The sequence below is a fragment of the Nonomuraea sp. NPDC050394 genome, assembly GCF_044459065.1.
GTDB lineage: Bacteria > Actinomycetota > Actinomycetes > Streptosporangiales > Streptosporangiaceae > Nonomuraea.
Genome location: NZ_JBITIO010000013.1, coordinates 301,250 through 324,546, shown reverse-complemented (window position 1 = coordinate 324,546; position 23,297 = coordinate 301,250). Strand labels below are relative to the sequence as shown.

23 protein-coding genes and 1 riboswitch are annotated in these 23,297 nt (G+C 72.3%); of the genes, 16 read left to right on the top strand and 7 right to left on the bottom strand.

Features of this window, described 5'->3' with window-relative positions; translation table 11 throughout:
* Window positions 1-338: 338 nt before the first annotated feature.
* Entirely contained in the window at window positions 339-1,055 is a 717-nt protein-coding gene (locus ACIBKY_RS40430) for a L,D-transpeptidase family protein (RefSeq protein WP_397105463.1), read from the bottom strand.
* A 244-nt stretch (window positions 1,056-1,299) separates the two neighbouring features.
* On the opposite strand from ACIBKY_RS40430, the gene ACIBKY_RS40425 reads away from it, so the two are divergent.
* From ACIBKY_RS40425 to ACIBKY_RS40415, 3 genes are all read left to right on the top strand, one after another.
* Window positions 1,300-1,776 carry a YbaK/EbsC family protein gene (locus ACIBKY_RS40425; RefSeq protein ID WP_397105461.1) on the top strand — a complete coding sequence of 159 codons (477 nt, stop codon included), beginning with the start codon at window positions 1,300-1,302 and terminating at the stop codon, window positions 1,774-1,776.
* Between the two features lie 10 nt (window positions 1,777-1,786).
* A complete protein-coding gene (locus ACIBKY_RS40420; RefSeq protein WP_397105459.1) occupies window positions 1,787-2,392 on the top strand; it encodes a GNAT family N-acetyltransferase in 606 nt (201 codons plus the stop codon).
* An 86-nt stretch (window positions 2,393-2,478) separates the two neighbouring features.
* On the top strand, window positions 2,479-3,594 hold the full coding sequence (locus tag ACIBKY_RS40415; RefSeq protein ID WP_397105457.1) for an aminotransferase class I/II-fold pyridoxal phosphate-dependent enzyme: 1,116 nt from the start codon (window positions 2,479-2,481) through the stop codon (window positions 3,592-3,594).
* A gap of 21 nt (window positions 3,595-3,615) precedes the next feature.
* Here ACIBKY_RS40415 and metF read toward each other — a convergent pair whose 3' ends face one another.
* A complete protein-coding gene (gene metF, locus ACIBKY_RS40410) occupies window positions 3,616-4,536 on the bottom strand; it encodes a methylenetetrahydrofolate reductase [NAD(P)H] (protein ID WP_397105455.1) in 921 nt (306 codons plus the stop codon).
* 70 nt (window positions 4,537-4,606) lie between these two features.
* On the opposite strand from metF, the gene ACIBKY_RS40405 reads away from it, so the two are divergent.
* The gene (locus tag ACIBKY_RS40405) at window positions 4,607-5,659 is read left to right on the top strand and encodes a polyprenyl synthetase family protein (RefSeq protein ID WP_379621472.1); all 1,053 of its coding nucleotides are present in this window, start codon (window positions 4,607-4,609) and stop codon (window positions 5,657-5,659) included.
* 60 nt (window positions 5,660-5,719) lie between these two features.
* On the opposite strand, the gene thiE is transcribed toward ACIBKY_RS40405, so the two are convergent.
* From thiE to ACIBKY_RS40390, 3 genes are read right to left on the bottom strand one after another with little or no spacing between them, the layout of a single operon-like run.
* Entirely contained in the window at window positions 5,720-6,364 is a 645-nt protein-coding gene (gene thiE, locus ACIBKY_RS40400; protein WP_397105452.1) for a thiamine phosphate synthase, read from the bottom strand.
* Window positions 6,342-6,716, bottom strand: coding sequence for an Rv2175c family DNA-binding protein (locus ACIBKY_RS40395; RefSeq protein ID WP_379621476.1), 375 nt, complete (start codon window positions 6,714-6,716; stop codon window positions 6,342-6,344). Before ACIBKY_RS40395 ends, thiE begins: the two co-directional genes overlap by 23 nt.
* Window positions 6,717-6,746: 30 nt before the next feature.
* Window positions 6,747-7,901, bottom strand: coding sequence for an NAD(P)/FAD-dependent oxidoreductase (locus ACIBKY_RS40390; RefSeq protein WP_397105450.1), 1,155 nt, complete (start codon window positions 7,899-7,901; stop codon window positions 6,747-6,749).
* A 58-nt stretch (window positions 7,902-7,959) separates the two neighbouring features.
* Window positions 7,960-8,076: riboswitch (TPP riboswitch) on the top strand.
* Here ACIBKY_RS40390 and thiO point away from each other — a divergent pair.
* The 5 genes from thiO (at window position 8,066) to ACIBKY_RS40365 (ending at window position 13,438) form a co-directional block, all read left to right on the top strand.
* Window positions 8,066-9,250, top strand: coding sequence for a glycine oxidase ThiO (gene thiO, locus ACIBKY_RS40385; RefSeq protein ID WP_397105448.1), 1,185 nt, complete (start codon window positions 8,066-8,068; stop codon window positions 9,248-9,250). It overlaps the preceding riboswitch by 11 nt.
* Before the next feature lie 112 nt (window positions 9,251-9,362).
* Window positions 9,363-9,563, top strand: coding sequence for a sulfur carrier protein ThiS (gene thiS, locus ACIBKY_RS40380; protein WP_397105446.1), 201 nt, complete (start codon window positions 9,363-9,365; stop codon window positions 9,561-9,563).
* Complete coding sequence (locus tag ACIBKY_RS40375; protein ID WP_397105444.1) at window positions 9,556-10,311, top strand: thiazole synthase; 756 nt, start codon at window positions 9,556-9,558, stop codon at window positions 10,309-10,311. Before thiS ends, ACIBKY_RS40375 begins: the two co-directional genes overlap by 8 nt.
* An 81-nt stretch (window positions 10,312-10,392) precedes the next feature.
* The gene (gene pknB / locus ACIBKY_RS40370; RefSeq protein ID WP_397105442.1) at window positions 10,393-12,312 is read left to right on the top strand and encodes a Stk1 family PASTA domain-containing Ser/Thr kinase; all 1,920 of its coding nucleotides are present in this window, start codon (window positions 10,393-10,395) and stop codon (window positions 12,310-12,312) included.
* Between the two features lie 31 nt (window positions 12,313-12,343).
* Window positions 12,344-13,438 (top strand): hypothetical protein, encoded by a 1,095-nt coding sequence (locus ACIBKY_RS40365; protein ID WP_397105440.1) that lies wholly within the window; start codon window positions 12,344-12,346, stop codon window positions 13,436-13,438.
* Between the two features lie 12 nt (window positions 13,439-13,450).
* On the opposite strand, the gene ACIBKY_RS40360 is transcribed toward ACIBKY_RS40365, so the two are convergent.
* Window positions 13,451-14,602 carry a serine hydrolase domain-containing protein gene (locus ACIBKY_RS40360; protein ID WP_397105438.1) on the bottom strand — a complete coding sequence of 384 codons (1,152 nt, stop codon included), beginning with the start codon at window positions 14,600-14,602 and terminating at the stop codon, window positions 13,451-13,453.
* A gap of 92 nt (window positions 14,603-14,694) precedes the next feature.
* Window positions 14,695-15,846 (bottom strand): winged helix DNA-binding domain-containing protein, encoded by a 1,152-nt coding sequence (locus ACIBKY_RS40355; protein ID WP_397105436.1) that lies wholly within the window; start codon window positions 15,844-15,846, stop codon window positions 14,695-14,697.
* 226 nt (window positions 15,847-16,072) lie between these two features.
* On the opposite strand from ACIBKY_RS40355, the gene ACIBKY_RS40350 reads away from it, so the two are divergent.
* From ACIBKY_RS40350 to alc, 7 genes are all read left to right on the top strand, one after another.
* Window positions 16,073-16,450 (top strand): gamma-glutamylcyclotransferase, encoded by a 378-nt coding sequence (locus tag ACIBKY_RS40350; protein ID WP_397105435.1) that lies wholly within the window; start codon window positions 16,073-16,075, stop codon window positions 16,448-16,450.
* Entirely contained in the window at window positions 16,447-17,202 is a 756-nt protein-coding gene (locus ACIBKY_RS40345; protein WP_397105434.1) for a hydroxypyruvate isomerase family protein, read from the top strand. Before ACIBKY_RS40350 ends, ACIBKY_RS40345 begins: the two co-directional genes overlap by 4 nt.
* A 29-nt stretch (window positions 17,203-17,231) precedes the next feature.
* Complete coding sequence (locus ACIBKY_RS40340; RefSeq protein ID WP_397105473.1) at window positions 17,232-18,032, top strand: NAD(P)-dependent oxidoreductase; 801 nt, start codon at window positions 17,232-17,234, stop codon at window positions 18,030-18,032.
* Window positions 18,033-18,034: 2 nt separating this feature from the next.
* Window positions 18,035-19,735 carry a glyoxylate carboligase gene (gene gcl, locus ACIBKY_RS40335; protein WP_397105471.1) on the top strand — a complete coding sequence of 567 codons (1,701 nt, stop codon included), beginning with the start codon at window positions 18,035-18,037 and terminating at the stop codon, window positions 19,733-19,735.
* A 94-nt stretch (window positions 19,736-19,829) separates the two neighbouring features.
* Window positions 19,830-21,029: a glycerate kinase gene (locus ACIBKY_RS40330; protein ID WP_397105433.1), complete on the top strand. Its 1,200-nt coding sequence runs from the start codon at window positions 19,830-19,832 to the stop codon at window positions 21,027-21,029.
* A 1-nt stretch (window position 21,030) separates the two neighbouring features.
* Window positions 21,031-22,344, top strand: coding sequence for an allantoinase AllB (gene allB / locus ACIBKY_RS40325; RefSeq protein WP_397105432.1), 1,314 nt, complete (start codon window positions 21,031-21,033; stop codon window positions 22,342-22,344).
* A complete protein-coding gene (alc, locus tag ACIBKY_RS40320) occupies window positions 22,345-23,292 on the top strand; it encodes an allantoicase (RefSeq protein ID WP_397105431.1) in 948 nt (315 codons plus the stop codon).
* Window positions 23,293-23,297: the final 5 nt, after the last annotated feature.

The following is a 23,297-nucleotide window of genomic DNA, read 5'->3' as shown; positions in this document are numbered from 1 at the left end:
ATTGTGGTGATCAACCCGTCTACCAGGGGTTTCGCCATGTCATCAGACGAATGTCGACCTTGCGATCATGTTGTGATCAGCAGTCACCGCACGGGAATGAAAACGGCTCAGTGTCATCCGAAGGGCCTTTGAGCTAGGTCGTGGGCCCGAGATACTCGAGACCCGACCCTTCTGATCGGCGGTCAGAGCAATTTCCACCGTGCCCGGGGTCGCGTCCGGGGGGGCCGGGGGCCGGCAGGCCACCGGCGAGGGGTTCGGGGGAGCTGGGCTCCCCCGTCAGGACAGCCCTCCCCGCAGACGCGCGAAGCGCGCCCTTGGGGAGGACCGTGCCTTTGGGGTCAGCGCTTGAAGGCGCCGCGTACGTGGACCGGGACGCCCTTGCCGAGCATGCCGGGCAACGTCTGTGCCACGTTCATGGGCAGGCGTACGCAGCCGTGCGATGCCGGGGACAGCGGCACCGACAGCGCTCCGTGGAACGCGATGCCGCCGTTGAAGAAGATCGGGTTGTACAGCTGGCCCAGGTAGCTCTTGTGCCAGCCGCTCCTGCGCCACGTGGTCCGGTAGTTGCCGGTCGGGGTGCGGGCCGAGCCGCAGAAGCGCTGGCTCTTGCCCTGCCACGTCGTCGTCTCGCAGTAGGGGATGCCGCTGCCCGACGAGATGTGGGTGATCAGCTTGGGCTCGCCCTTCACGTACATGACCATGATCTGGGTGCTGAGGTTCACCTCGGCCCGGGTCGGCTTGCCGTTCTTGACGAGGACCTTGGGGAGCTTCGGGGTCTCCAGGGCGTTCCAGGTCCTGCTGCTGATCGTGCTGGTCGGCCTGATGCCGTTGACCTTCTGGAAGGCCCAGATGGCGGTCAGTGTCGAGCCGCCGTAGCGGCCGTCGGCCTTGCCCGGGCGGTAGCCCAGCTCCGCCAGCCGCTTCTGGAGCAGGACGACCGTCTTGCCCTTGGCTCCGAGCTTCAGCTTCTTCTTCGGGGCGGCGAACGTGCTGGCGGCCGTGCCGCTCGTGCTCACCACCGGCCGTGTGCTCGCGGCCGTGCCGCTCGTGCTCACCGCCGGCTGTGTGCGCGTGTCCGTTGCCCTCTGGCTTGCGGCCGGTACGGCCTCAGCCCCGGCCGTACCCACTCCGGTGAACGCGACGGCCCCCACCGTCACAAGAGCGGCAAAGCCGAGCGCCCCGCGCCGACGAGGTCCCCCCACGTACATCACCCCTCATATCACTAACAATCGAATCAAGGGACCCTACACCACCACCATGTCGAGGTAATCCACGGGTCAATCTGTTTAGAGTGTCGGCATGCCGGAGAAGTTGCCTGCCAACGCCGTCCATGTGGCCGATGTCCTGCGCGGACTCGGAGCGACGGGTGAGATCGTGATATTGCCGGAGACGGCGCCGACGGCCGCCACCGCCGCGGCCCAGCTCGGCTGCGAGGTCGGCGCCATCGCCAACAGCCTCATCTTCGACGCCGACGGCGCCCCGCTGCTGGTGCTGACGAGCGGCGCCCACCGCGTCAACGTGGAGCTGATCGCGAGCATCGTGGGGGCACGGAAGGTACGCCGGGCCTCGCCCGAGTTCGTCAGGGAGGCGACCGGCCAGCCGATCGGCGGCGTCGCCCCGGTCGGCCACCCCGCCCCGGTCCGTACGCTGGTCGACACCTGGCTCGGCAAGCACGAGGTGGTGTGGGCGGCGGGCGGCCATCCGCACACGGTCTTCCCGACCTCGTTCGACGAGCTGGTCCGGATGACCGGCGGCACTCCCGCGGACGTGGAGTAGCGTGCACCGGGTGATCGAGTTTCGCGGCGCGGGCCCGGCGGAGTTCGTCGAGCGGCTGGACACCGTGATCGACGTCTACACCGCCGCCATGCGCCCGCCGGTGGAGCAGGTCACCGGTCGCAAGGGCATCATGCACAACCACAGCACGTACCCGCTGTTCCAGTGCTATTTCGCCGAACTCCGGCAGGTGCCCGCCGTCCGCGCGGGCGCCGTGGACCTCGGTCCCGCCGGCGAGACGGCCGGCGAGCACCAGGTGGTCGGCTTCGCCTACGGTTTCCACGGCGCGATCGGCCAGTGGTGGCACGACGTGGTCGCCCGGGCCCTGGCCGAGAAGTCGGGCGGTGAGGCCGCCGACGCCTGGCTCGGCGACGCGTTCGAGCTGGCCGAGATCCACGTGCACCCGGACTTCCAGGGCAAGGGCATCGGCCGGGCGATGATCAACACGTTGTGCGCGGGCAGAAAGGAGCGTTCCGGCGTGCTGTCCACGCACGACCGCCCGACGGCCGCCCGCCACCTGTACGCCGCGCTCGGCTTCACCGACCTGCTGACGCGCTTCGTCTTCCCCGGCGGCTACGAGGAGTACGCGATCGTCGGCCGCCCCCTCCCCCTTTCTTGACCCGCGGCGGTGTTTGACCGGCGGCACTCCGGGCATCCCTTCGACCACAGAGCGTGACCGTCTATTTACTCCATGAAGGGGTTGCCATGCCCAGCGCCCCGGACCGCCTCGACGAGCGGCTCAACGCCTTCCACCTGGCGCGGATCTCGGGAACCTGGGCCGGGCCGCTCATGCTCGCCAGCCGGCCGCCGGACCCCGACGCGATCATCCTGACCGGCAGCGACTGTCTGGCCATCGCCCGGCATCCACGCATCGTCTCGGCCATGGCGCGGGCGATGGAGGCGGCAGCCGTACCGGAGAAGCAGGATCGTCTGGAGGCGGAGTTCGCGGCCTTCCTCGGCGCGTCGGCGGCGGTGCTGTGCCCGTCGGGGTGGGCGGCGAACACCGGGCTGATGCAGCTGATCGCCGACCCGCACCTGCCCGTCTACCTGGACGAACGCGTGCACCACTCGCTGCGGGAGGGCGCGCACGCGGCCCGCGCGCCGGTGGTGTGGTTCCGCCACAACGATCCCGACCACCTGCGCGGCCGCCTGCGCAGGCACGGCTCGGGTGTGATCGCCGTGGACGCGGTTCACGGCGTCGACGGCGCGGTCTGCCCGCTGGCGGAGATGGCCGCGACGGCGCGGGAGTACGAGAGCCTGCTGGTGGTGGACGAGTCGCACGCGCTCGGCACGCACGGGCCGCACGGCGAGGGGCTGGCGGCGCGGGTGGGCGCCGACTTCAGGACGGCCAGCCTGGCCAAGGCGATCCCGGGGCGGGCGGGGCTGATCGTCTGCGACCGCCCGGAGTTCGTGCCGTACTTCCGGGCGGAGGCCTTTCCCGCGGTGTTCAGCTCGCCGCTGCAACCGCACGACATCGCGGGGCTGGCCGCGGCGCTGGCGCTGGTGCGTGAGGAGGACTGGCGGCGTACCCGGCTGCGCGAGATCACCCGCCGCCTGCGCCAGGAGATCACCACGCTCGGCTACGCCCCGGAGCCCGGCCACGCCCACATCCTGGCGCTGGGCGCGCGCAGCAGGACCGACGTCCTGCTCGCCCGCGACCTGCTGGAACAGCGCGGCGTCTACGCCTCGGTCTGCTTCCCGCCGTTCGGCTCGCACGAGCGCGGCCTGGTGCGCCTGGCCCCGCACGCGGCCCTGTCCGACCAGGACGTGGACCGCGTGGTGGGCGCCTGCCGCGACATCCGCACCTTGTGCGGCTTCTGAGCGGGTACGGCGGGCCTCAGCTCAGACGGCCACCGCCGAGTGGTTGAGCCGCTGGAAGACCTCCGCGGAGGCGCTGGAGCGGTTGAACGTGATGAAGTGGATGCCCGGCGCGCCCTCGTCGAGCAGCCGCTGGCACAGCTCGGCACCGTGGTCGATGCCCAGCCGCCGCACCGCCGCCGGGTCGTCGGCCACGGCCTCGAAGCGCGCGGCCACGTCCGGCGGGAACGGCGCCCCGGACAACTGCTCGGAACGGGCGATCGTGCTCATCTGGGTGACGGGCATGATGCACGGGATGATCGGGGTGGCGCAGCCCTTGGCCGCCACCCTGTCGCGCAGCCGCAGGTAGTCCTCCGCCTGGAAGAACATCTGGGTGATCGCGTAGTCGGCGCCCGCACGGCACTTCTGGACGAAGTAGTCGGTGTCCGAGTCGATCGACGGCGAGCGGGGGTGCTTGTAGGGGAAGGCGGCCACGCCCACGCAGAAGTCGCCGGCCTGGCGGATCAGCCGGACCAGTTCCTCGGCGTAGAGGACGCCTTCCGGGTGCTGGACCCACTCGGCGCCCGGGTCGCCGGGAGGGTCGCCGCGCACGGCCAGGATGTTGCGTACTCCGGCGTCGGCGAAGCGGCCCACCAGGTGACGCAGTTCACGGATGGAGTGGTTGACGGCGGTGAAGTGCGCCACCGGGGTGAGCGTGGTCTCGTGGGCGACGCGTTCGACGATGTCGACGGTGCGGTCGCGGGTGCTGCCGCCCGCGCCGTAGGTCACGGAGACGAAGGTGGGACGGAGCGACTCCAGCTCGCGGATGGCTCGCCACAGCTGCCGCTCGCCTTCGTCGGTCTTCGGCGGGAAGAATTCGAAGGAGAACGACCGTCCACCGGAGGCGAGCAGCTCGCGCACGGTGGGAACACGATCGGGCAGGATGGAGGGTCGACCAAGCGCCATGCACCAAGGTTACCGCCCCCGGATCGAGCGGAGATCGAAGCCTGGTCCACCGCCCGTTAGTCTCATGAGCATGACCACTGACGCCCTGCGCCAGCAGGTGGACCGTTCGCTCAGGCAGTTCGTCGGCCGGCAGGAGCCTGCCCTCGGCGACCCCGACCTGGAGCCGCTGCTGGCGGCGGCGAACGACCTGCTGTCGGGGGGCAAGCGGCTGCGCCCGGCGTTCTGCTACTGGGGCTGGCGCGGCGCCGGCGGCGAGGACGGGCCCGGCATCTTCGCCGCGGCGGCCTCGCTGGAGCTGCTGCAGGCCAGCGCGCTTGTCCACGACGACGTCATGGACAAGAGCGATCTGCGCCGCGGCATGCCGTCCGCGCATCGCCGTTTCCAGGCGCTGCACGAGAAGGCCGGCTGGCACGGCGCGGCCGAGCAGTTCGGCGAGGGCGCCGCGATCCTGCTGGGCAACCTGCTGCTCATCTGGTCGGGCGAGATGTGGCGCACCAGCGCGCTGCCGCCGGAGTCGCTGGCGGCCGCGCAGCCGTTGCACGACCACATGCGCACCGAGCTGATGTGCGGCCAGTACCTGGACCTGCTGGAGCAGGCCCACGGCGAGAACTCCTTCGACTCGGCGCTGCGGGTGGCGCTGTACAAGAGCGGCAAGTACTCGGTGGAGCAGCCGTTGCGGCTCGGGCTCGTGCTGGCGGCCCGCAGCGCGGAGCCGTGGATCGACGAGCTCTGCGTGGAGTACGGCCGGCGCGTCGGCATCGCCTTCCAGTTGCGCGACGACATCCTGGGCGTGTTCGGCGACCCGGCGCAGACCGGCAAGCCGGCCGGGGACGACCTGCGCGAGGGCAAGCGGACGATGCTGGTGGCCAAGACGCTGGCGGCCGCCTCGTCCGACGACGCCCAGATCGTGCGCCGCCTGCTGGGCGATCCGGCGCTGGACGAGCAGGGGGTGGCGACGCTGCGCGGCATCATCGCCGACACCGGGGCGCTGCAGGAGTGCGAGGACCTGATCGCGTCCTACCTGGACGAGGCGCTCGCGGCGCTGGCCAGGGCGCCGATCACGGAGGAGGCGCGGGCGGCCCTGGACGGCCTGGCCGTTGCCGCCACGTCCCGCAAGTCCTGACGTTCCCGGCTGGGCGGGGCCGCACGTCTGCCCGACGCACGGCCCCGGACGTTTACCGCATCAGGAGGACGCGCCGGACAGGCGCTTGGCGAACTCGGCCGCCGCGGCGCCGGGGTCGGGCGCCTCGGTGATGGCACGGACGACCACGGCCCGGCGCACTCCGAAGGAGAGCACCTCGTCGAGGTTGTCCAGGTCGATGCCGCCGATGCCGAACCACGGCCGGTCCGTGCCGAGCGCCGCCGCGTGCCGTGGCAGCGCGGGTCCGGGCGCGTGGCGTCCGGGTTTGGTCGGCGTCGGCCAGATCGGGCCGCAGCAGTAGTAGTCGACGCCCGGCTCCACCGCGGCGGCGGAAGCCTCCGCGGCGGAGTGGGTGGACCGTCCGATGACGATGTCGTCGCCGAGGATCTCTCGTGCGACCGTCACAGGAAGGTCGTCCTGCCCCAGGTGGAGCACGTCTGGTCGGGCCGCGTAGGCGATGTCGGCCCGGTCGTTGACGGCGAGCAGTTTGCCGTGCCGGTCGCAGGCGTCACGGAAGACCTCGAGCAGCGCGAGCTCTTCGCGCGCCTCGAGTCCCTTCTCCCGCAACTGGACGATGTCCACGCCGTTGGCCAGCACGGCGTCGAGGAAGTCGGCCAGGTCGCCGCGTCCTCGCCGCCCGTCGGTGCAGAGGTAGAGGCGGGCCTCAGAAACCGAGGGCCTGGGCACGCCGCTTGACCTCTGTGTGCCGACCGGCCTTGATCGCGTCAACGGGCGATCCTGGCAGTGAGTCATCTGGGGTGAAGAGCCAGCGCAGGGCTTCGGCTTCGTCGTAGCCGGCGTCCTGCAGCACGGTGAGCGTGCCTGGCAGGCCCTTCATCACTTCCTTTCCGTCGAGGAAGACCGCGGGCACCTGGGGCCCGCCGCTGCCTCGCCGTACGCCGAGGAGCTTGTGGTCTTTGAGGAGCTGCTTGGCCCGCCCGATCGTGAGATCCAGGCGCGCGGCCACTTCGGGGAGAGTGAGCCACTCGCTGACGAGCTGGTCGGTCTCCCGGTCGATCTGTGCAACAGAAAGCGTCACGAAACCACAACTACCACATGGAGTGCTTGCTCAAACAACACAATCTCGTAGGGCCACATCCGGATCTACCAGGCGTTCCACATCAAGACGGGCGCCAGCCTCGATGAGACGGCGGCCCTGGACGAGGTCGCGGGGCCGGTCGGCGGCCAGCACGGCGGTGATCCGATCTTCCGCGGTCAGCCACACCGCCGACCACTTCAGCCCCTCGCGGTACACGACCCGGCCGCCCGCGGGGTGGTATCCGGCGTATTGCAGCATGTGACCGAACTGCTCCGACCAGAAGTACGGCACCGGGTCGTAGACCGCCTTCTCGCCCAGCAGCGTGGCGGCGGCCACGTCGGGAGAGTTGAGCGCGGTGTCCCAGTGCTCGACCCGCATCCTGGTCTGGAACCGGCGCGACCACCAGTTGGCGCAGTCGCCGACGGCCACCACGCCGGGCAGCGAGGTCCGCAGGTGCTCGTCGGTGACGACGCCGTTGTGCAGGTCGATGTCGGCGTCGGCGAGCCATTCGAGCACGGGGCGTGCGCCGATGCCGGAGACCACGACGTGCGCGGGCACGAACTCGCCGCCGACCAGCTCCACGCCGCCTTCGACGACCTCGCTGACCATCGTGTCGAGCCGCAGGTCGACGCCCTCGTACCAGGGCAGCGTGCGCGCGCCCATCTCGCCGATCGCGTGCGACAGCGGCGTTCCGGCCGCCTCGATCACGGTGACCACGCAGCCCGCCTTGCGCGCCGCGGTCGCCACCTCGGCGCCGATCCAGCCGGCGCCCACCACGGCCACCCGCGCGCCGGGCACCAGGGCGGCCCGCAGCACGTGGGCGTCGTCGAGCGTACGCAGCACGAGCTGGGGCCCCTCGCCCGGCAGCCGGATCGGCTCGGAACCCGTCGCGATCACCAGGCCGTCGTAGGGCAGCTCGCCCTCGGTGGTCTCCACCACGCCCTCACGCAGGCCCTTCGCGGCCACGCCCGGCCGGAAGTCGGCCCGCAGCGCGGCCAGGTCGGTGTCGACGAAGCTGTCGTCGCTCGTGCCCAGCAGCACCGCCTTCGACAGGGGCGGACGATCGTAGGGCCGGTGCCGCTCCTCGCCGAGGAGAGTGATCCTTCCTTCGAAGCCGCGCCCGCGCAGCGACTCGACACTGCGAACTCCGGCCAGGCCGGCTCCCACCACCACCACGTGATCCACGGTTCCGACCATACCGGGGTCATTCGTGGGAGTGCCTGCCGAGGCCGTAGGCTGGGACCGTAAGACGCGCGGGAGTCCGGCCTTAACCGGACTGAGAGGAAGGCTTCATCGGGCCTTCGACCGCAAGACACCTGATCCGGATCATGCCGGCGTAGGGAGCGGACATGCACGTGATCGTGGGCGGCGGCGTCGTCGGGCTCAGCGTGGCCTGGCGCCTGGCCCGCTCAGGACGGCCCGTCACCGTCGTCGACCCCGCGCCCGCCTCGGGCGCCACCCACGCCGCCGCGGGGATGCTCGCGCCGGTGAGCGAGGTCACGTTCACCGAGGAGCCGTTGCTGCGCCTGGGCGCGGCCTCCCTGGCGCGCTGGCCCGCCTTCGCCGCCGAGCTGACCGCCGACGCGGGGCTCGGTCCCGGGGCGCTCGACTACCGCGCCGACGGCACGCTCGACGTGGCCTTCGGCGCCGACGACCTGGCCGTCCTGGAGGAGACCGCGGGCTTCATGGAGAAGCTGGGGCTGCGGGTGGAACGGCTCAGCGGGCGCGAATGCCGCCGTCTGGAGCCCATGCTCGCGCCGTCGGTGCGCGGCGGCCTCCTGGCGCCCGACGACGCCTGGGTGGACCCGCGCAGGGTCGCCGGCGCGCTGCTGGCCGCCTTGGAGCGCCTCGGGGTCCCGATCGTGCGGGCGCGGGTGCGCGAGCTGCTGCGTGGCGATGAGGGCGTCCAGGGGGTACGGCTGAGCCCGGGTGACACCGGCGACGGGCCGCACCGGGAGACCGGCGGCGGGTCCTACCGGGAGGCCGGCGGCGGGCCGTACCGGGAGGCCAGTGACGGGCCGTACCCGGAGGAGCTGCGCGCCGAGCGGGTGGTGCTGGCGGCGGGGGCGTGGAGCGGCGCGCTGGCCCCGGTGCCGGTGCGGCCGGTGAAGGGCCAGATCCTGCGCCTGCGCTCGCCGCAACCGCTCCTGGGCAGGTGCGTGCGGGGCACGGTGCACGGCCTGCCCGTCTACCTGGTGCCGCGCGGCGACGGCGAGCTGGTCGTGGGAGCCACGCAGGAGGAGCTGGGGTTCGACACCCGGGTGACCGCGGGCGGGGTGTACGAGCTGCTGCGCGACGCCCGCGAGCTGGTGCCGGGGGTGAGCGAGCTGGAGCTGGCGGAGGTGGTGGCGGGGCTGCGGCCCGGCACGCCGGACAACCTGCCGCTCGTCGGGCCGGGTGGTGAGCCGGGGCTGCTGGTGGCCACCGGGCATCACCGGGGCGGGGTGCTGCTGGCCCCGCTCACGGCCGCCGTCCTCATGGGCGAGGAGCGCGAGCTGTCGTCGTTGTGCTCGCCCGCCCGGTTCGCGCCCTGAGCAGCGCTGCCGCCGAACCAGTCCCCGAACCAGCCACCGAACCGGCCGCCAACCCCACCTCCAACCCCACCTCCAAAATGTCCCAAAATTTCATCCCGAAGGGGGATATTTCATGAATGTGACGATCAACGGGGCCGCCCATGAGGTGCCCCTCGGGACGACGGTGGCGCAGGCCGTACGGACGCTGACCGACGCCACCAAGGGCGTCGCGGTGGCCGTGAACGACGAGGTGGTCACGCGCGGCTCGTGGGAGACCACGGCGCTGGCCGACCGCGACCGGGTCGAGGTGCTGACGGCGGTGCAGGGTGGATGAGCTGATCATCGGCGGGGAGAAGTTCGCCTCCCGCCTCATCATGGGCACCGGCGGCGCCCCCTCGCTGGACGTGCTCGACCAGGCGCTGGCCGCCTCGGGCACCGAGCTGACCACGGTGGCGATGCGGCGGCTCGACCCGTCGGCGCCCGGCTCCGTGCTCGACGTGCTGCGCGAGCGCGGCATCAAGGTGCTGCCCAACACCGCGGGATGCTTCACCGCGGGCGAGGCCGTGCTGACCGCCCGGCTGGCCCGCGAGGCGCTGGGCACCAACTGGGTCAAGCTCGAAGTCATCGCCGACGAGCGCACGCTGCTGCCCGACCCGATCGAGACGTTCGACGCGGCGGAGCGGCTGGTGGCCGACGGGTTCGTGGTGCTGCCCTACATCGGCGACGACCCCGCGCTGGCCCGCCGCCTGGAGCAGGCCGGGTGCGCGGCGGTCATGCCGCTCGGCGCGCCCATCGGCTCCGGGCTCGGCATCCGCAACCCGCACAACATCGAGCTCATCGTCGAGGCCGCCTCCGTGCCGGTCATCCTGGACGCCGGGATCGGCACCGCCAGCGACGCCGCGCTCGCCATGGAGCTGGGCTGTGACGCGGTGCTCCTGGCCACCGCCGTGACCAGGGCGCAGCGGCCCGAGCTCATGGCCACGGCGATGAGGCAGGCCGTCCAGGCGGGCCGGATGGCGCGCCGGGCCGGGCGCATCCCCCGCCGCCGCTATGCTGAAGCGTCCTCGCCCATGCACCCTTAGTGACGACGGAGTGCCACGTAATGGCATCGGTTTCGGATGGTCAGGCCCCTCCAGTGGCAAAACGACCGTAAACTCGGCCACGTGGACACGACGACCGCGGACCCTCTCGTCGGGCGACTGCTCGACGGGCGCTATCGCATCGAGTCCCGGATCGCCCGGGGCGGGATGGCGACCGTCTACCTCGCGCTCGACGTCAGGCTCGACCGCACGGTGGCGCTGAAGGTCATGCACCGCTCGCTGGCCGAGGACCCCGCGTTCGTGCGCCGGTTCATCGGCGAGGCCAAGTCCGTGGCCAGCCTCTCCCATCCCAACGTGGTGCACGTCTTCGACCAGGGCACCGACGGCGACGTCGTCTACCTGTCGATGGAGTACGTGCCGGGCAAGACGCTGCGCGACATCCTGCGCGAGCGGGTCAGGCTGCCCGCCCGCGAGGCCCTGGAGATCATGATCCCGGTGCTGGCCGCGCTCGGCGCCGCCCACCAGAGCGGGATGGTCCACCGCGACGTCAAGCCGGAGAACGTCCTGCTGACCGACGACGGCCGGGTCAAGGTCGTGGACTTCGGCCTGGCCCGCGCCATCGAGGCCACGAACCAGACCCGCACCGGCGTGATGATCGGCACGATCGGCTACATGTCGCCCGAGCAGGTGACGACCGGCGGCGCCGACGTGCGCAGCGACGTCTACGCCGCGGGGATCATGCTGTTCGAGCTGGTCACCGGGCAGCAGCCCTATGACGGCGAGACGCCCATGTCGGTGGCCTACCGGCACGTGCACGACAGCGTGCCGCCGCCGTCGTCGCTGGTGTACGAGACGCCGCCGCTCATCGACACGCTCGTCACCCACGCCACCGCCCGCGACCCGCAGGACCGGCCGGCCGACGCCACCGCGATGCTGGTCGCCGCCGTCGACGCCCACCGGATGCTGCCGAGGCAGAGCACGCCGCCGCACGCGCCGCACACCGGGGCGCACGCCCGCATGCCGGGCCCGCAGCACGTGCCGCCGCCCAGCCACACGCTCATCCAGCCGCGCGCCGACCTCCACACCGCCCCGCCGGCGCCGCCGCGCCGCTCGCGCGGCGGTGGCAAGGGGTTCAAGCCCAGCTGGTTCCTGATCGGGCTGGCCACCGTGATGGTCGCCGCGATCGCGATGACCGGCGCGTACTTCGCGCAGACCCGCTACGTCAAGGTGCCCACCCTGATCGGGGAGAACGTCGACGCCGCCATCAAGAACGCCCAGGGGCTGGGCTTCGTCGTCAAGCCCGCCGAGGGCCGCCACGACGAGAAGTACGGCAAGGGGCTCGTGCTCAGCACCGACCCCGTCGCCGGGTCGGAACTGGCGGAGGGCTCGACGCTGACGATCGTGCCGTCGCTGGGGCCGAAGCGCGTGGCCGTACCCAAGACCCAGGGCATGTCGGAGGCCGACGCGCGCGCCGCGATCGCCGCGGCGGGGCTGCAGGTCGGCAACGTGCGGCGGATCGAGAACCTCCAGGTGCCCCGCAGCACCGTCATCCGCTCCTCGCCCGACGTGGGCGAGCAGGTCAAGGAGGGCTCGAAGGTCGGGCTGTTCGTCAGCGCCGGGCTGATCATGCCGGACGTCGGTGGCATGCCCAAGGACGAGGCCGCCGCCTACCTGGGCGAGCGCGGGCTCGGGGTGCAGGTCAACGAGGTCGACGACGACGCCGAGCCGTGCACGGTCATCGCGCAGAGCCCCAAGGCCAAGTCCGAGGTGGACAAGGGCACGCCCGCGCAGCTCACGATCTCGCGCTGCCGCGACTTCTTCGACTGGTTCCGCGGCGACGACGACGAGGCCCGTGACGACGCCGAGTTCCGGATCGTGCCGCAGGTGATCGGCAAGACCGTCAACGACGCCAGGAGCGAGTTGTCGGCGCAGGGGTTCAAGGTCAGGGTGCGCAGCCTGATGGGCGGGGACGTGGTGCGCTTCCAGCGGCCCACGCCGAACAGCGAGCGGCCGCCGGGAGCGCTGGTGTACCTCTGGCGGTGAACCTTTCGCCGTCCCGCGCGGTATGAGGTTCATGAGAGTCGCTGTGGTGCTGGCCGCCGTGGCGGTCGTGGCCGGGTGCACGGCATCGGGTACGGCCGTGCCTTCTCCCACCGCCTTCGCCCGGGGCGATCGGCCCATGGCGCCGCTAGCCGGCGGGCCGCTGACCGGCAGTGGGCTGCGGTTGCTGGTGACCGGGGACCGGGCGTACCTGCTGGAGGTGGACTCCGGGCGGCGGACGGCCATCGAGGGCCTGCCGTCCGGCAGGCAGTACTGGGGGTTCGTGGCGGGGCGGCGGACCGTGGTGGCCGCGGTCAAGCCCGGCCGGCGCGATCCCGGGCGGTTCCATGTGCTCGACGGCGTGCGGGCCCGGCCGCTGGCCGACGGGGTGTGGGCGTTCGCCTCGCGCGACGGGCGCGGGGTGTGGGTGACGCGGACCGCCGGGTCCCGGTGCGAGCTGCGTGAATTCACCTTCGCCGGTACGGCTTCGCGGCCGGGGTTTCCGGTCGGGTGTGACGAGGCGCCCTTCGCCGATTCCGAGCTCGGGCTGCTGGCCAACCGGAACGACGGGACCATGGCCGTGCTCTCCCGCGACGGCGGGCGGCCGTTGAGCGTGTCGCGGGATGAGCCCGGGTGGCAGGTGCTGGGGACCACGCGGCGTCCGGCGGTGGCGTTGGTGCGGTCCGTGGGAGCCGGCGGGAGGGAGTCGCTGGCGCTGCTGGATCCCGCCACCCGGCGGGCGACCCCGGTGGGGTCTCCGGCCACCGAAGGGCGTTCCGTGGTGGCGGTCCCCGACCCCGCCGGGCGGCTTCTGGCCGTCCGGTTCGGGGATCCGGCGTTTCCCGGGCCGCGGCAGTACCTGGACGTGTGGGTGCTGGAGATCGGGACGCTGCGGTGGACCCGGCTGCCGTCGATGCCGGTGCCCGCCTCGATCAAGACCGCGTCCATGGCGTGGACTCCGGATGGGCGGCTGGTGCTGACGGGGGACTACGTGATGACGGACAAGGTGTATCCGGCCGAGTCGGACTACGCGTCGATGGTGGTGGACTGGCGCCCGGGTGAGCGTGCTCTGCGGGTGAGGCGGCTGCCGGTCGCGCGGGGCGAGATCGCCATCCTCGCCCCACGCTGACCACTCCCCCGGCTACCCGTGCGCTCCCGCGCTCTGCGGGCTCGCCGGGCTTTCCGGGTTTTCCGGGCCTTCCGGGCAGAGGACGGACTCCGCGGCCTTGGAGATGGCCCTGATCACGTTCAGGCTCTGCTCGGCGTCCAGCGTGGTGGAGATCGCGAAGTGCTTGCGCCCGTCGCGGGTGCTGATGGTCGCCGAGGTGAAGCCGGGGGCGCCGCCGTTGGTCTGCACGATCTGCCCGCCGCACGGCGGTGCCGGCGGCGCGGGCGCGCCCTCCGGCGGATCGGTGATCACTCGCTGGAGGTCGGCCGGCAGGAGCCTGCCCTGGAGGAAGGCCCGCCGGTAGGCGCTCATGTCGCGGGCCGTGGAGATGACGCCGCCGGCACCGTGTCCCCAGCTGGCGTTCAGGCGATCCATGTCGTGGAGCCTGCCGCCGGGGCCGGGCGCGTAGCCGTGGCCGTGCGGGCCCTTGATGGCCTGCGGGGGCCGGACCGGCAGGTAGGTCCCGCTCATCCCCAGCGGCCGGAACAACCGCCGCTCGAACTCGGCCGCCAGGCTCCTGCCCGTGATCCGTTCGATGATCATGGTGAGCAGCGTGTAGTTGGCGCTGGAGTAGGAGAACTTCTCCCCCGGCTCGCCGGTACGGGGCCGCGCGCGAGAGAGCTTGAGCAGGTCGGCCGGGCGGTAGTAGGTGGTGAAGTCGAAGACGTCGACGAGGTCCGGCCTGAACCACTCCGGTACGCCGGAGGTGTGCCTGATCAGCTGCCGCACGGTGATCTCGCCGGCCCGTTCGACCAGGTCCTTCCCGGCCACGACCGGCAGCACGTCGGCGAGCTTGTCGTCCAGGCCGAGCCTGCCCTCCTTGACGAGTTGCAGGATCACGGTGGCGGTCATCCCCTTGGTCTGGGAGCCGATCCGGTAACGCGCGTCCGTCGGGATCTTCCCGCCCTTCCCGCCGAGCAGCCGCGACCCCGCGCTGCTCCGGCCCACGCGCCTGCCGTCCACGTACAGCTCTCCGATCGCCCCCAGCACCCCGTTCGCGTCGGCCAGTTCGGCGATGGCCCGCCGTACGTCGCCCCTGCCGGGCTCGGCCCGCGCGGTGGCGGGCTGGGCCAGGCCCAGCGCGAGAATGGCACCGGCCAGTCCCGCGGTCACACGTTTCCCCACAGTGGGTCCCTTCCACGTCCGGCGGCATGAGGGTGTCCCTCAGGCCGAGGTCGAGGATCTTTGTAGGCCCACCGGTGCTAAGTCCCGATAAGTCAGGCGGTCAGGGCGCGTTCGAGGGGGGTGCGGAAGCGGGGGGTCACCTTGGCGCCGTCCAGCCAGGTGGCCAGGCCCCGCGCCTCCGACTCGATGGCGGTGCGGGCCTCGGAGCCCACGTCGGACAGCAGGCGCCAGACGACCTCGCCGTCCGCCCGGGTCGCCCAGCCGCCCACGACCTGGCCGTTCCACCAGACGGTCGGGCCCACGTTGCCGCTGCGGTCGAACAGGGCGGCGCGGTGTTCACCGGGCAGGTACCAGTCGCGTCCCTGCCAGCCCATCGGGGTCGGGTCCAGCGCGGGGAGCAGGGCCGCCCACGGCTCGGGTGACGGGGGCGAGGGGTCGTCGGGAAGGACGTAGCCGGTGCCCTCGTCCAGGTCGACCCGCACCGCGTCCAGCGCCTTCAGCGCGCGGCGGGTGTCGCCCAGCGTCCAGCCGGTCCACCACTTGATGTCGGCCTCGGTCCCCGGGCCGAAGGCCCGCAGCCACCGCTCCACGAGCGCGGACTGCGCCTGCTCCACCGGCAGGCCGGGCATCGGGCCGGCCAGGGCCCATTTGTGCAGGCCGCTGATCCAGGAGCCCGCCGGGCGCCCGCGGCGCACCACCGTGCCGTCCATGGCCATCAACGCCAGCAGGCGCGTGGCCACTCCCTGGCGGGTCTCCTGGCGGGTGCCGGGGGCGTACACGATCTGCCGGCGCAGTTCGGGCACGACGGCGCCGAGTTCGGTGGCGGCGGCCTCGCCGAGCTCGCCCAGCGCCGCGACCACCGCCGCCTCGGCGGTGGCGATCCACTCCTCGTCGTACGGCCCGCCCTCGGCGAAGTGCTTGACCAGCGTCCTGCGCTCCCTGGCGGCGATGGCCACGGTCGAGGAGTGGTGCACGACGGGTACGAGCGCCTCGGGCACGACGAAGACGGTGCGCCGCATGCCGGTCATCCGCACGAGGGTCCGGTCGGTGTAGAGGGCTTTCTCCACCGCCGAGACCGTGGGCAGGGCCAGGCGGGCGCCCGCCGACAGGAACACCGTCGCGGGGTCGGTCGCGTGCAGGGCCACGACCGACTCCACGGCCTGCTCGACGCCGGCCGCCTTGCGCGCCAGCGCGTGCCGTACGCCCAGGCGGGCGCGCCGCTGCTCCGCCGTGATCCGCTCCACGGATGCCTCCGTCCCTTTTGCCGAGGCCACCATCGCACACAACGTGCTCTTCAGCCGCACCGGCTTGGCACAACGCACAAGCTGATCGCGTACGGCACCCGCCAGCTTCGGACGTCTGGCGGCTAGACCGGCCACGAGGCCGCTGGGTGTACTGAAACGGCACTCAGGCACCGCGCTGCCCGCCTCGGGCAGACCTACGGGCCCCGTCCACAGCGAAGGAGCCTGCATGACCCTGATGTTCCTGAACGGCGGCGCCATGCGGGGCGGACCGCTGCACCACCTGCTCGGCGACGCGCCACTCGTGGCCGAGACCCGGACGGCGGCCAAGTACCGCTTCTACTCCGTCGGCGGCCGCTGCCCCGCGCTGTACCCGGTCTCGCACGGCGGCGCCGAGATCGACGGCGAGCTGTACGACCTGGACCTGGACCGGCTGCGTGACCGGGTTCTGCCGGCCGAGCCGCCGGAGCTGGAGCTGGGGGTGATCGAGCTGGCCGACGGCAGGTCGGCGCTGGCCATGCTGCTGCGCCGGCCGAACACCTCGCACGCCGAGCTGGCCGACATCACCGACTTCGGTTCCTGGACGACCTACAAGGAGAGAGCGTGAGGTTCGACGTCAACTGCTCCATCCTGTTCACCGGCCTCCCCTTGCTGGAGAGGCCGGCCGCGGCCAAGGCCGCCGGGTTCGACGGGGTGGAGTTCTGGTGGCCGTTCGCGGCCGCCGTACCGGATGACCATGAGGTGGACGCGTTCGTCGCCGCGATCGAGGACGCGGGGGTGCGGCTGGTCGGGCTGAACTTCGCCGACGACATCGCCGAGGGCGGGCGCGGGCTGTTCTCGCGGCCCGCCGACCGGGCGCGGCTGCGCGACAACCTCGACGTCGCGGTCGGCATCGCCGGGCGGCTGGGATGCACGGCGCTCAACGCCCTGTACGGCAACCGCGTCGCCGGCCAGGAGCGGCAGCAGGACGTGCTGGCGCTGGAGAACCTGGCGCTGGCCGCGCGCAAGGCGGCGGCGATCGGCGCGGTGGTGCTGGTCGAGGCGCTCAACAGCTACGAGTCGCCGTCCTACCCGCTGGTGTCGGTGAAGGGCGCGATCGACGTGATCGAGAACGTCGGGGAGCCGAACGTGCGCTTCCTGTGCGACCTGTACCACCTGGCCCGCATGGGCGAGGACCTGACCGCGGCTCTCGTGCATCCGCTGGTCGGCCACGTCCAGATCGCCGACGCGCCGGGCCGCGGCCGTCCCGGGACCGGGGAGATCCCGTTCAGGCGCCTCCTGGACGGCTACGACGGCTGGGTGGGGCTGGAGTACAAGGACCCCGGCCTCGACTTCGACTGGATCAAGGAGTTCAGCTAGTGAAGATCGGTTTCATCGGGCTCGGGATCATGGGCAGGCCCATGGCCGGGCATCTGGTCAAGGCGGGACACGAGGTGACCGGTTACGACCTCAACCCCGTGGAGTTCGGGGGCGCCCTCGCGGGCGGCGTGGCCGAGGCGGTGAGCGGGGCGGACGTGGTGATCACGATGCTGCCCGCCGACCCTCAGGTCGAGGCCGTCTTCCCGGAGATCGCGGCGAACGCCCGGCCGGACGCCCTGTACATCGACTTCTCCACCATCACCCCGCAGACCTCGCGGAAGGTGGCCCAGCAATGGAAGCGCAGCCTCGACGCGCCGGTCTCCGGCGGTGAGAAGGGCGCGGTCGACGCGGTCCTGTCGATCATGGTGGGCGGCTCGGCGGACGACTTCGAGGCCGCCAGGCCGGTCTTCGAGGCCGTCGGCACGACGTACAGGCTGGTCGGCGGCCCGGGAGCCGGCCAGTACGTGAAGGCCGCCAACCAGCTCGTCGTCGGCGGCACCTACGCGCTCGTCGCCGAGGCGATCGTGCTGATGGAGGCGGCGGGAGTGGACGCAGCCGCGGGCCTGGACGTGCTCGCCGGCGGCCTGGCCGGCAGCCGCGTCCTGGAGCTCAAGCGCGCCTCGATGCTGGCCCGCGACTTCCGGCCGGGCTTCCGCATCGACCTGCACCACAAGGACATGGGCATCATCCTCGACGCCGCCCGCGGCGCCGAGGTGGCCATCCCGATGGGCGCGCTGACCGCGCAGCTCATCGCCGCCGCGCGGGCGCAGGGGCACGGCGGGCTCGACCACTCCGCCCTGCTCAAGGTCGTCGAAGGGCTGAGCCGATGAAGATGCCGGCGATGGAGGCCGTCGTCCACGTCCTGCGGTCGGAGGGCGTCGACGTCGCCTTCGGCTGTCCGGGCGCGGCGATCCTGCCCCTGTACAAGGCCATGGAACGGCTCGGCGGCATCGAGCACCTCATCGTCAGGCACGAGGAGGGCGCCACCCACATGGCCGACGGCTGGGCGCGCACCAACGGCCGGGTCGGCCTTGCCATCGGCACCTCGGGCCCGGCCGGCACCAACATGATCACCGGTCTGTACACCGCGATCGCCGACTCGATCCCGATGATCTGCGTCACGGGCCAGGCCGCCTCCACGAAGCTGCACCAGGAGGCGTTCCAGGCGGTCGACATCGTGGAGATCGCCAAGCCCGTCACCAAGTGGGCCGTGCAGATCAAGGAGGCCGCGCAGGCCCCCTGGATCTTCCGCGAGGCGTTCCGCATCGCTCGATCGGGCCGCCCGGGGCCGGTCCTGATCGACATCCCGGTGGACATCGCCAAGCAGGAGATCGAGTACGACCCGGCCATCGACGCGCCGTTGCCCGTCACCAAGGCGCACCCGCATCAGCCGCGCGTCGAGCGCGCCCTGGACATGCTCCTGGCCGCCGAGCGCCCGATCATCCTGTCGGGTGGCGGCGTCATCCTCGCCGACGCCTCCGCCGAACTGGCCGAACTGGCCGAGCTCCTGCAGATCCCGGTGCAGGCCACGCTCATGGGCAAGGGCTCCATCGACGAGGACCACCCGCTGTACTGCGGCATGACCGGCATCCAGACCTCCCAGAGGTACGGCAACGCCTCCTTCCTGGAGTCCGACCTGGTCCTGGCCCTCGGCGCCCGCTTCGGGGACAGGCACACGGGCACCCTCGACGTCTACCGGGGCGAGCGCACGTTCATCCACGTGGACATCGAGCCCACCCAGCTCGGCCGCGTGTTCGGCCCCGACCTGGGCGTCGTCTCCGACACCCGGCTGTTCCTGCGCGCGCTGACGGACCTGGCCCGCGACCGCGGCGTCCGGCGCGAGCCCGGCGCCTGGGTGAGCCGGGTGCAGGAGCTGAAGCGCACGCTGACCCGCCGCGAGGACTTCGACGAGATCCCCATCAAGGCGCCCCGCGTGTACAAGGAGATCAACGACTACTACGACGAGGAGACCTACTTCGTCACCGCGATCGGCCTCTACCAGATCTGGGGCGGCCAGCATCAGAAGGGCGGCAAGCCGCGCCGCTACCAGGTGTGCGGCCAGGCGGGACCGCTCGGCTGGGAGATCCCGGCGGCCATCGGCGTCAAGAAGGCCAAACCCGAGGCGAAGGTGGTCGGCGTGGTCGGCGACTACGGCTTCCAGTTCCTGGTCGAGGAGCTGGCCGTGGCGGCGCAGTACAACGTGCCGTTCGTGCTGATCATGCTGAACAACGAGTACCTCGGCCTGATCCGCCAGGCGTCCATCGGCTACGAGATGAACTACGAGGTGAACATCCACTACGACGAGTTCGGCACCGACAACGTCAAGATCATGGAGGCGTACGGATGCACGGGCACGCGCGTCTTCGACCCGGCCCAGATCCGATCCTCGCTGGAATGGGCCACGAAGGAGGCCGAGCGGACCTCGCGGCCCGTGCTGGTCGAGATCATGATCGAGCGCGAGGCCAACACCCCGCACAGCCTGTCGTCCATCGACGCGGTGCGGGAGTTCGAACCCCTTCCGGAGCAGGTGTGATGATAGGCACGCCTTCCTGCCCGCTCGCACCGGGCAGGAAGGCGCGTCCGGCCATTCTGTAACAGCTCGCGAGGAGTTCGTAGTGGTGGAGCACGTGCTTGTTGCCCCCGACAAGTTCAAGGGGTCGCTCACGGCGGCCGAAGTGGCCTCCCGGGTCAGTGCCGGCCTGGGCGTCACGACGGTCGAGCTGCCCGTGGCCGACGGCGGCGACGGAACCGTCGATGCCGCCGTGGCCTGCGGTTTCGAGCGCGTGCCCCTGACCGTCACCGGTCCCACCGGCGAGCCCGTCGAGGCCGCGTACGCCTGGCGGGCGCCGGTCGCGGTCGTCGAGATGGCCGAGGCGTCCGGGTTGCGCAGGCTGCCCGGCGCGCCGGACGCGCTCGGCGCCACCAGCTACGGCACCGGCGAGCTGATCGCGGACGCGGTCAAGCGGGGCGCCACCCGCGTCGTGCTGGGCATCGGCGGCAGCGCCTCCACCGACGGCGGCGCCGGGATGGCGCGTGCGCTGGGCGCCCGGTTCCTGGACGAGGCGGGTGCGGAGCTGCCCGAGGGCGGGGCGGCGCTGCGGAACCTGGCGAAGATCGACATGTCCGCTTTTATCGACCTTTCCGGGGTCGAGGTGGTGGTCGCCAGCGATGTCGACAACCCGCTGCTCGGCCCGCACGGCGCCGCCGCCGTCTACGGGCCGCAGAAGGGCGCCTCGCCCGAGGACGTCCAGGTGCTGGAGGCCGGGCTGGCCCGGCTCGCGGCCCGCGCGGCGGCCACGCATGGCCTGGTCGGCGCCCCGGAGCGCAGGAGCTCGGGAGGAGAGAGCGACGCAGGAGCCAACGACGAGCGAAGCGGGCGCGACCATGAGCACGAGCATGACGGCACGCCCCGGCCGATGGGCGTCGCGGGCGCGCCCGGCGCGGGCGCGGCGGGCGGGGTCGGGTTCGCCGCGCTGGCCTTCCTGAGGGCCGACATCCAGCCGGGCATCGAGTACCTGCTCGACCTGCTCGGCTTCGGCGAGCGGGTGCGCGGCGCCCGGCTCGTCGTCACCGGCGAGGGCTCGCTCGACGAGCAGTCGCTGCGCGGCAAGGCTCCCGTGGGCGTCGCCAGGGCCGCGGCCAGGGCGGGCGTGCCGGTCGTGGCCGTCTGCGGGCGGCGCACGCTCACCGACGAGCAACTCGACGCCGCCGGGATCCGCGCCGCCTACGCGCTCAGCGACATCGAGCCCGACCTGGACCGCTGCATGGCCGAAGCCGGCCCGCTGCTCGAACGGCTGGCGGCGCGCATCGCCGCCGAATGGAGGTGAGATGGACGACCTGGTGATCCGGTCGCGGCGCGTGGTGACCCCGGAGGGGGTACGCGCGGCGGCTGTGGCCGTACGGGAGGGGAAGATCGCGGCGGTGCGCCCCCACGAGGCGCGCACGCCCGCGGCCGCCGAGCTCGACCTCGGCGAGGTGGCGCTGCTGCCCGGCCTGGTCGACACCCACGTGCACGTCAACGAGCCGGGCCGCACCCACTGGGAGGGGTTCGCCTCCGCGACGCGCGCGGCCGCGGCGGGCGGCGTCACCACGATCGTGGACATGCCGCTCAACTCGCTGCCGCCCACCGTGACGCCCGCCGCGCTCGCCGCCAAGCGGGCCGCCGCCGCCGGGCAGTGCTTCGTGGACACCGGGTTCTGGGGCGGGGCGGTGCCCGGCAACGTCAAGGAGCTGCGGGCGCTGCACGAGCTGGGCGTGTTCGGCTTCAAGTGCTTCCTGTCGCCGTCGGGCGTGGAGGAGTTCCCGCCGCTGCCGCTCGACGAGGTACGCCTCGCGCTGGCCGAGATCGCCGCGTTCGACGGCCTGATGATCGTGCACGCCGAGGACCCCGCGCTGCTCACCGACCCGGCCGGCCCGAGCTACCCCGAGTTCCTCGACTCGCGCCCCGGCTCGGCCGAGCGCAGCGCCGTCGAGCAGGTCATCAGGCTGACCCGGGAGACCGGCGCCCGCACGCACATCCTGCACGTCTCCAGCGCCGACTGCCTGGAGCCGCTGCGCGCCGCCCGGGCGGAGGGCCTGCCGATCACCGCCGAGACCTGCCCGCACTACCTGACCATCGCCGCCGAGCAGGTGCCCGAGGGCGCGACCGCGTACAAGTGCTGCCCGCCCATCCGCTCGGCCGCCAACCGCGACCTGCTCTGGCGGGGACTGGCCGACGGCGTGCTGAGCTGCGTCGTCTCCGACCACTCGCCGTCGCCCGCGGACCTCAAGGTGCCCGACTTCGCCGCCGCGTGGGGCGGCATCGCCTCGCTGCAGCTCGGGCTGAGCGCCGTCTGGACCGAAGGATCGCGACGCGGGTACGGCCTGGCCGACGTCACCCGCTGGATGGCGGAGAACCCCGCCCGGCTGGCCCGCGTCCCCGGCAAGGGCGCCATCCTGCCCGGGTACGACGCCGACCTGGTCGCCTTCGACCCCGAGGCCGGTCACCGGGTCGACGCCCTGGCCTTGCACCACAAGAACCCCGTCACCCCCTACCACGGGCGCGCCCTGCGGGGCGTGGTCCGCACCACCTGGCTCCGCGGCCGGCGCGTCGACGTGGCGGCGGGGCCGTACGGAACCTTTCTGCAGTTGGGAGCACACTGAATGCCCGCCTTCACCAGACTTCCCGATCTCGCCCTGCGCGGGTACGGCGGCGCCGTCATCGCCGCGAGCGACGAGTCGTTCGCCGAGAAGGAGGCGCTCGTCCGGCCGGGCAGACCGGCCTTCCAGGCGGAGACGTTCGGCAACAAGGGACAGGTGTACGACGGCTGGGAGACCCGCCGCCGCCGCACGCCCGGCCACGACTGGGCGATCATCCGGCTGGGGCTGCCCGGCACGGTGCGCGGCGTGGTGATCGACACGGCGTGGTTCAAGGGGAACTTCCCGCCGCACGCCTCGGTGGAGGCGTGCGAGGTGGCCGGGACCCCGTCGGCGGAGGAGCTGGCGACGGCCGGGTGGGTGGAGATCGTGCCGCGCGCCGGCCTCAAGGGCGATGCCGAGCATCACTTCGAGGTGCGCGACGAGCGGCGCTACACCCATGTGCGGCTGAACATGTACCCCGACGGGGGAATCGCCCGGCTGCGCGTGCACGGCGAGGTACGCCCTGACCTGTCGCTGTATGACGGGCTGAGCCTCGACCTGGCGGCGCTGGCCAACGGCGCGGTGGTGACCGGGTGCTCGAACGAGTTCTACTCCGCGCCCCACAACGCCATCGCCCCCGGCCTGGCCAGGCACCAGGCGGAGGGCTGGGAGACGGCGCGGCGCCGCGACGAGGGCAACGACTGGATCGTGGTTCGCCTGGCCGGGCGGGGCGTCATCAGGCTGGCCGAGGTCGACACGACGAACCTGCTGTTCAACGCGCCGGGCGCGATCGGGCTGCGGGGCAGGGACGGCGACGGCGACTGGTTCGACCTGCTCCCCCGGACGGGCCTGCAGCCCGACACCCCGCACCGCTTCCGGGTCGAGGAGGTCCGGCCCGTCACCGACGTGCGGGCCGACATCTACCCGGACGGCGGCCTGGCCAGGATCCGCCTGCACGGCAATCTGGTGTGAGACCC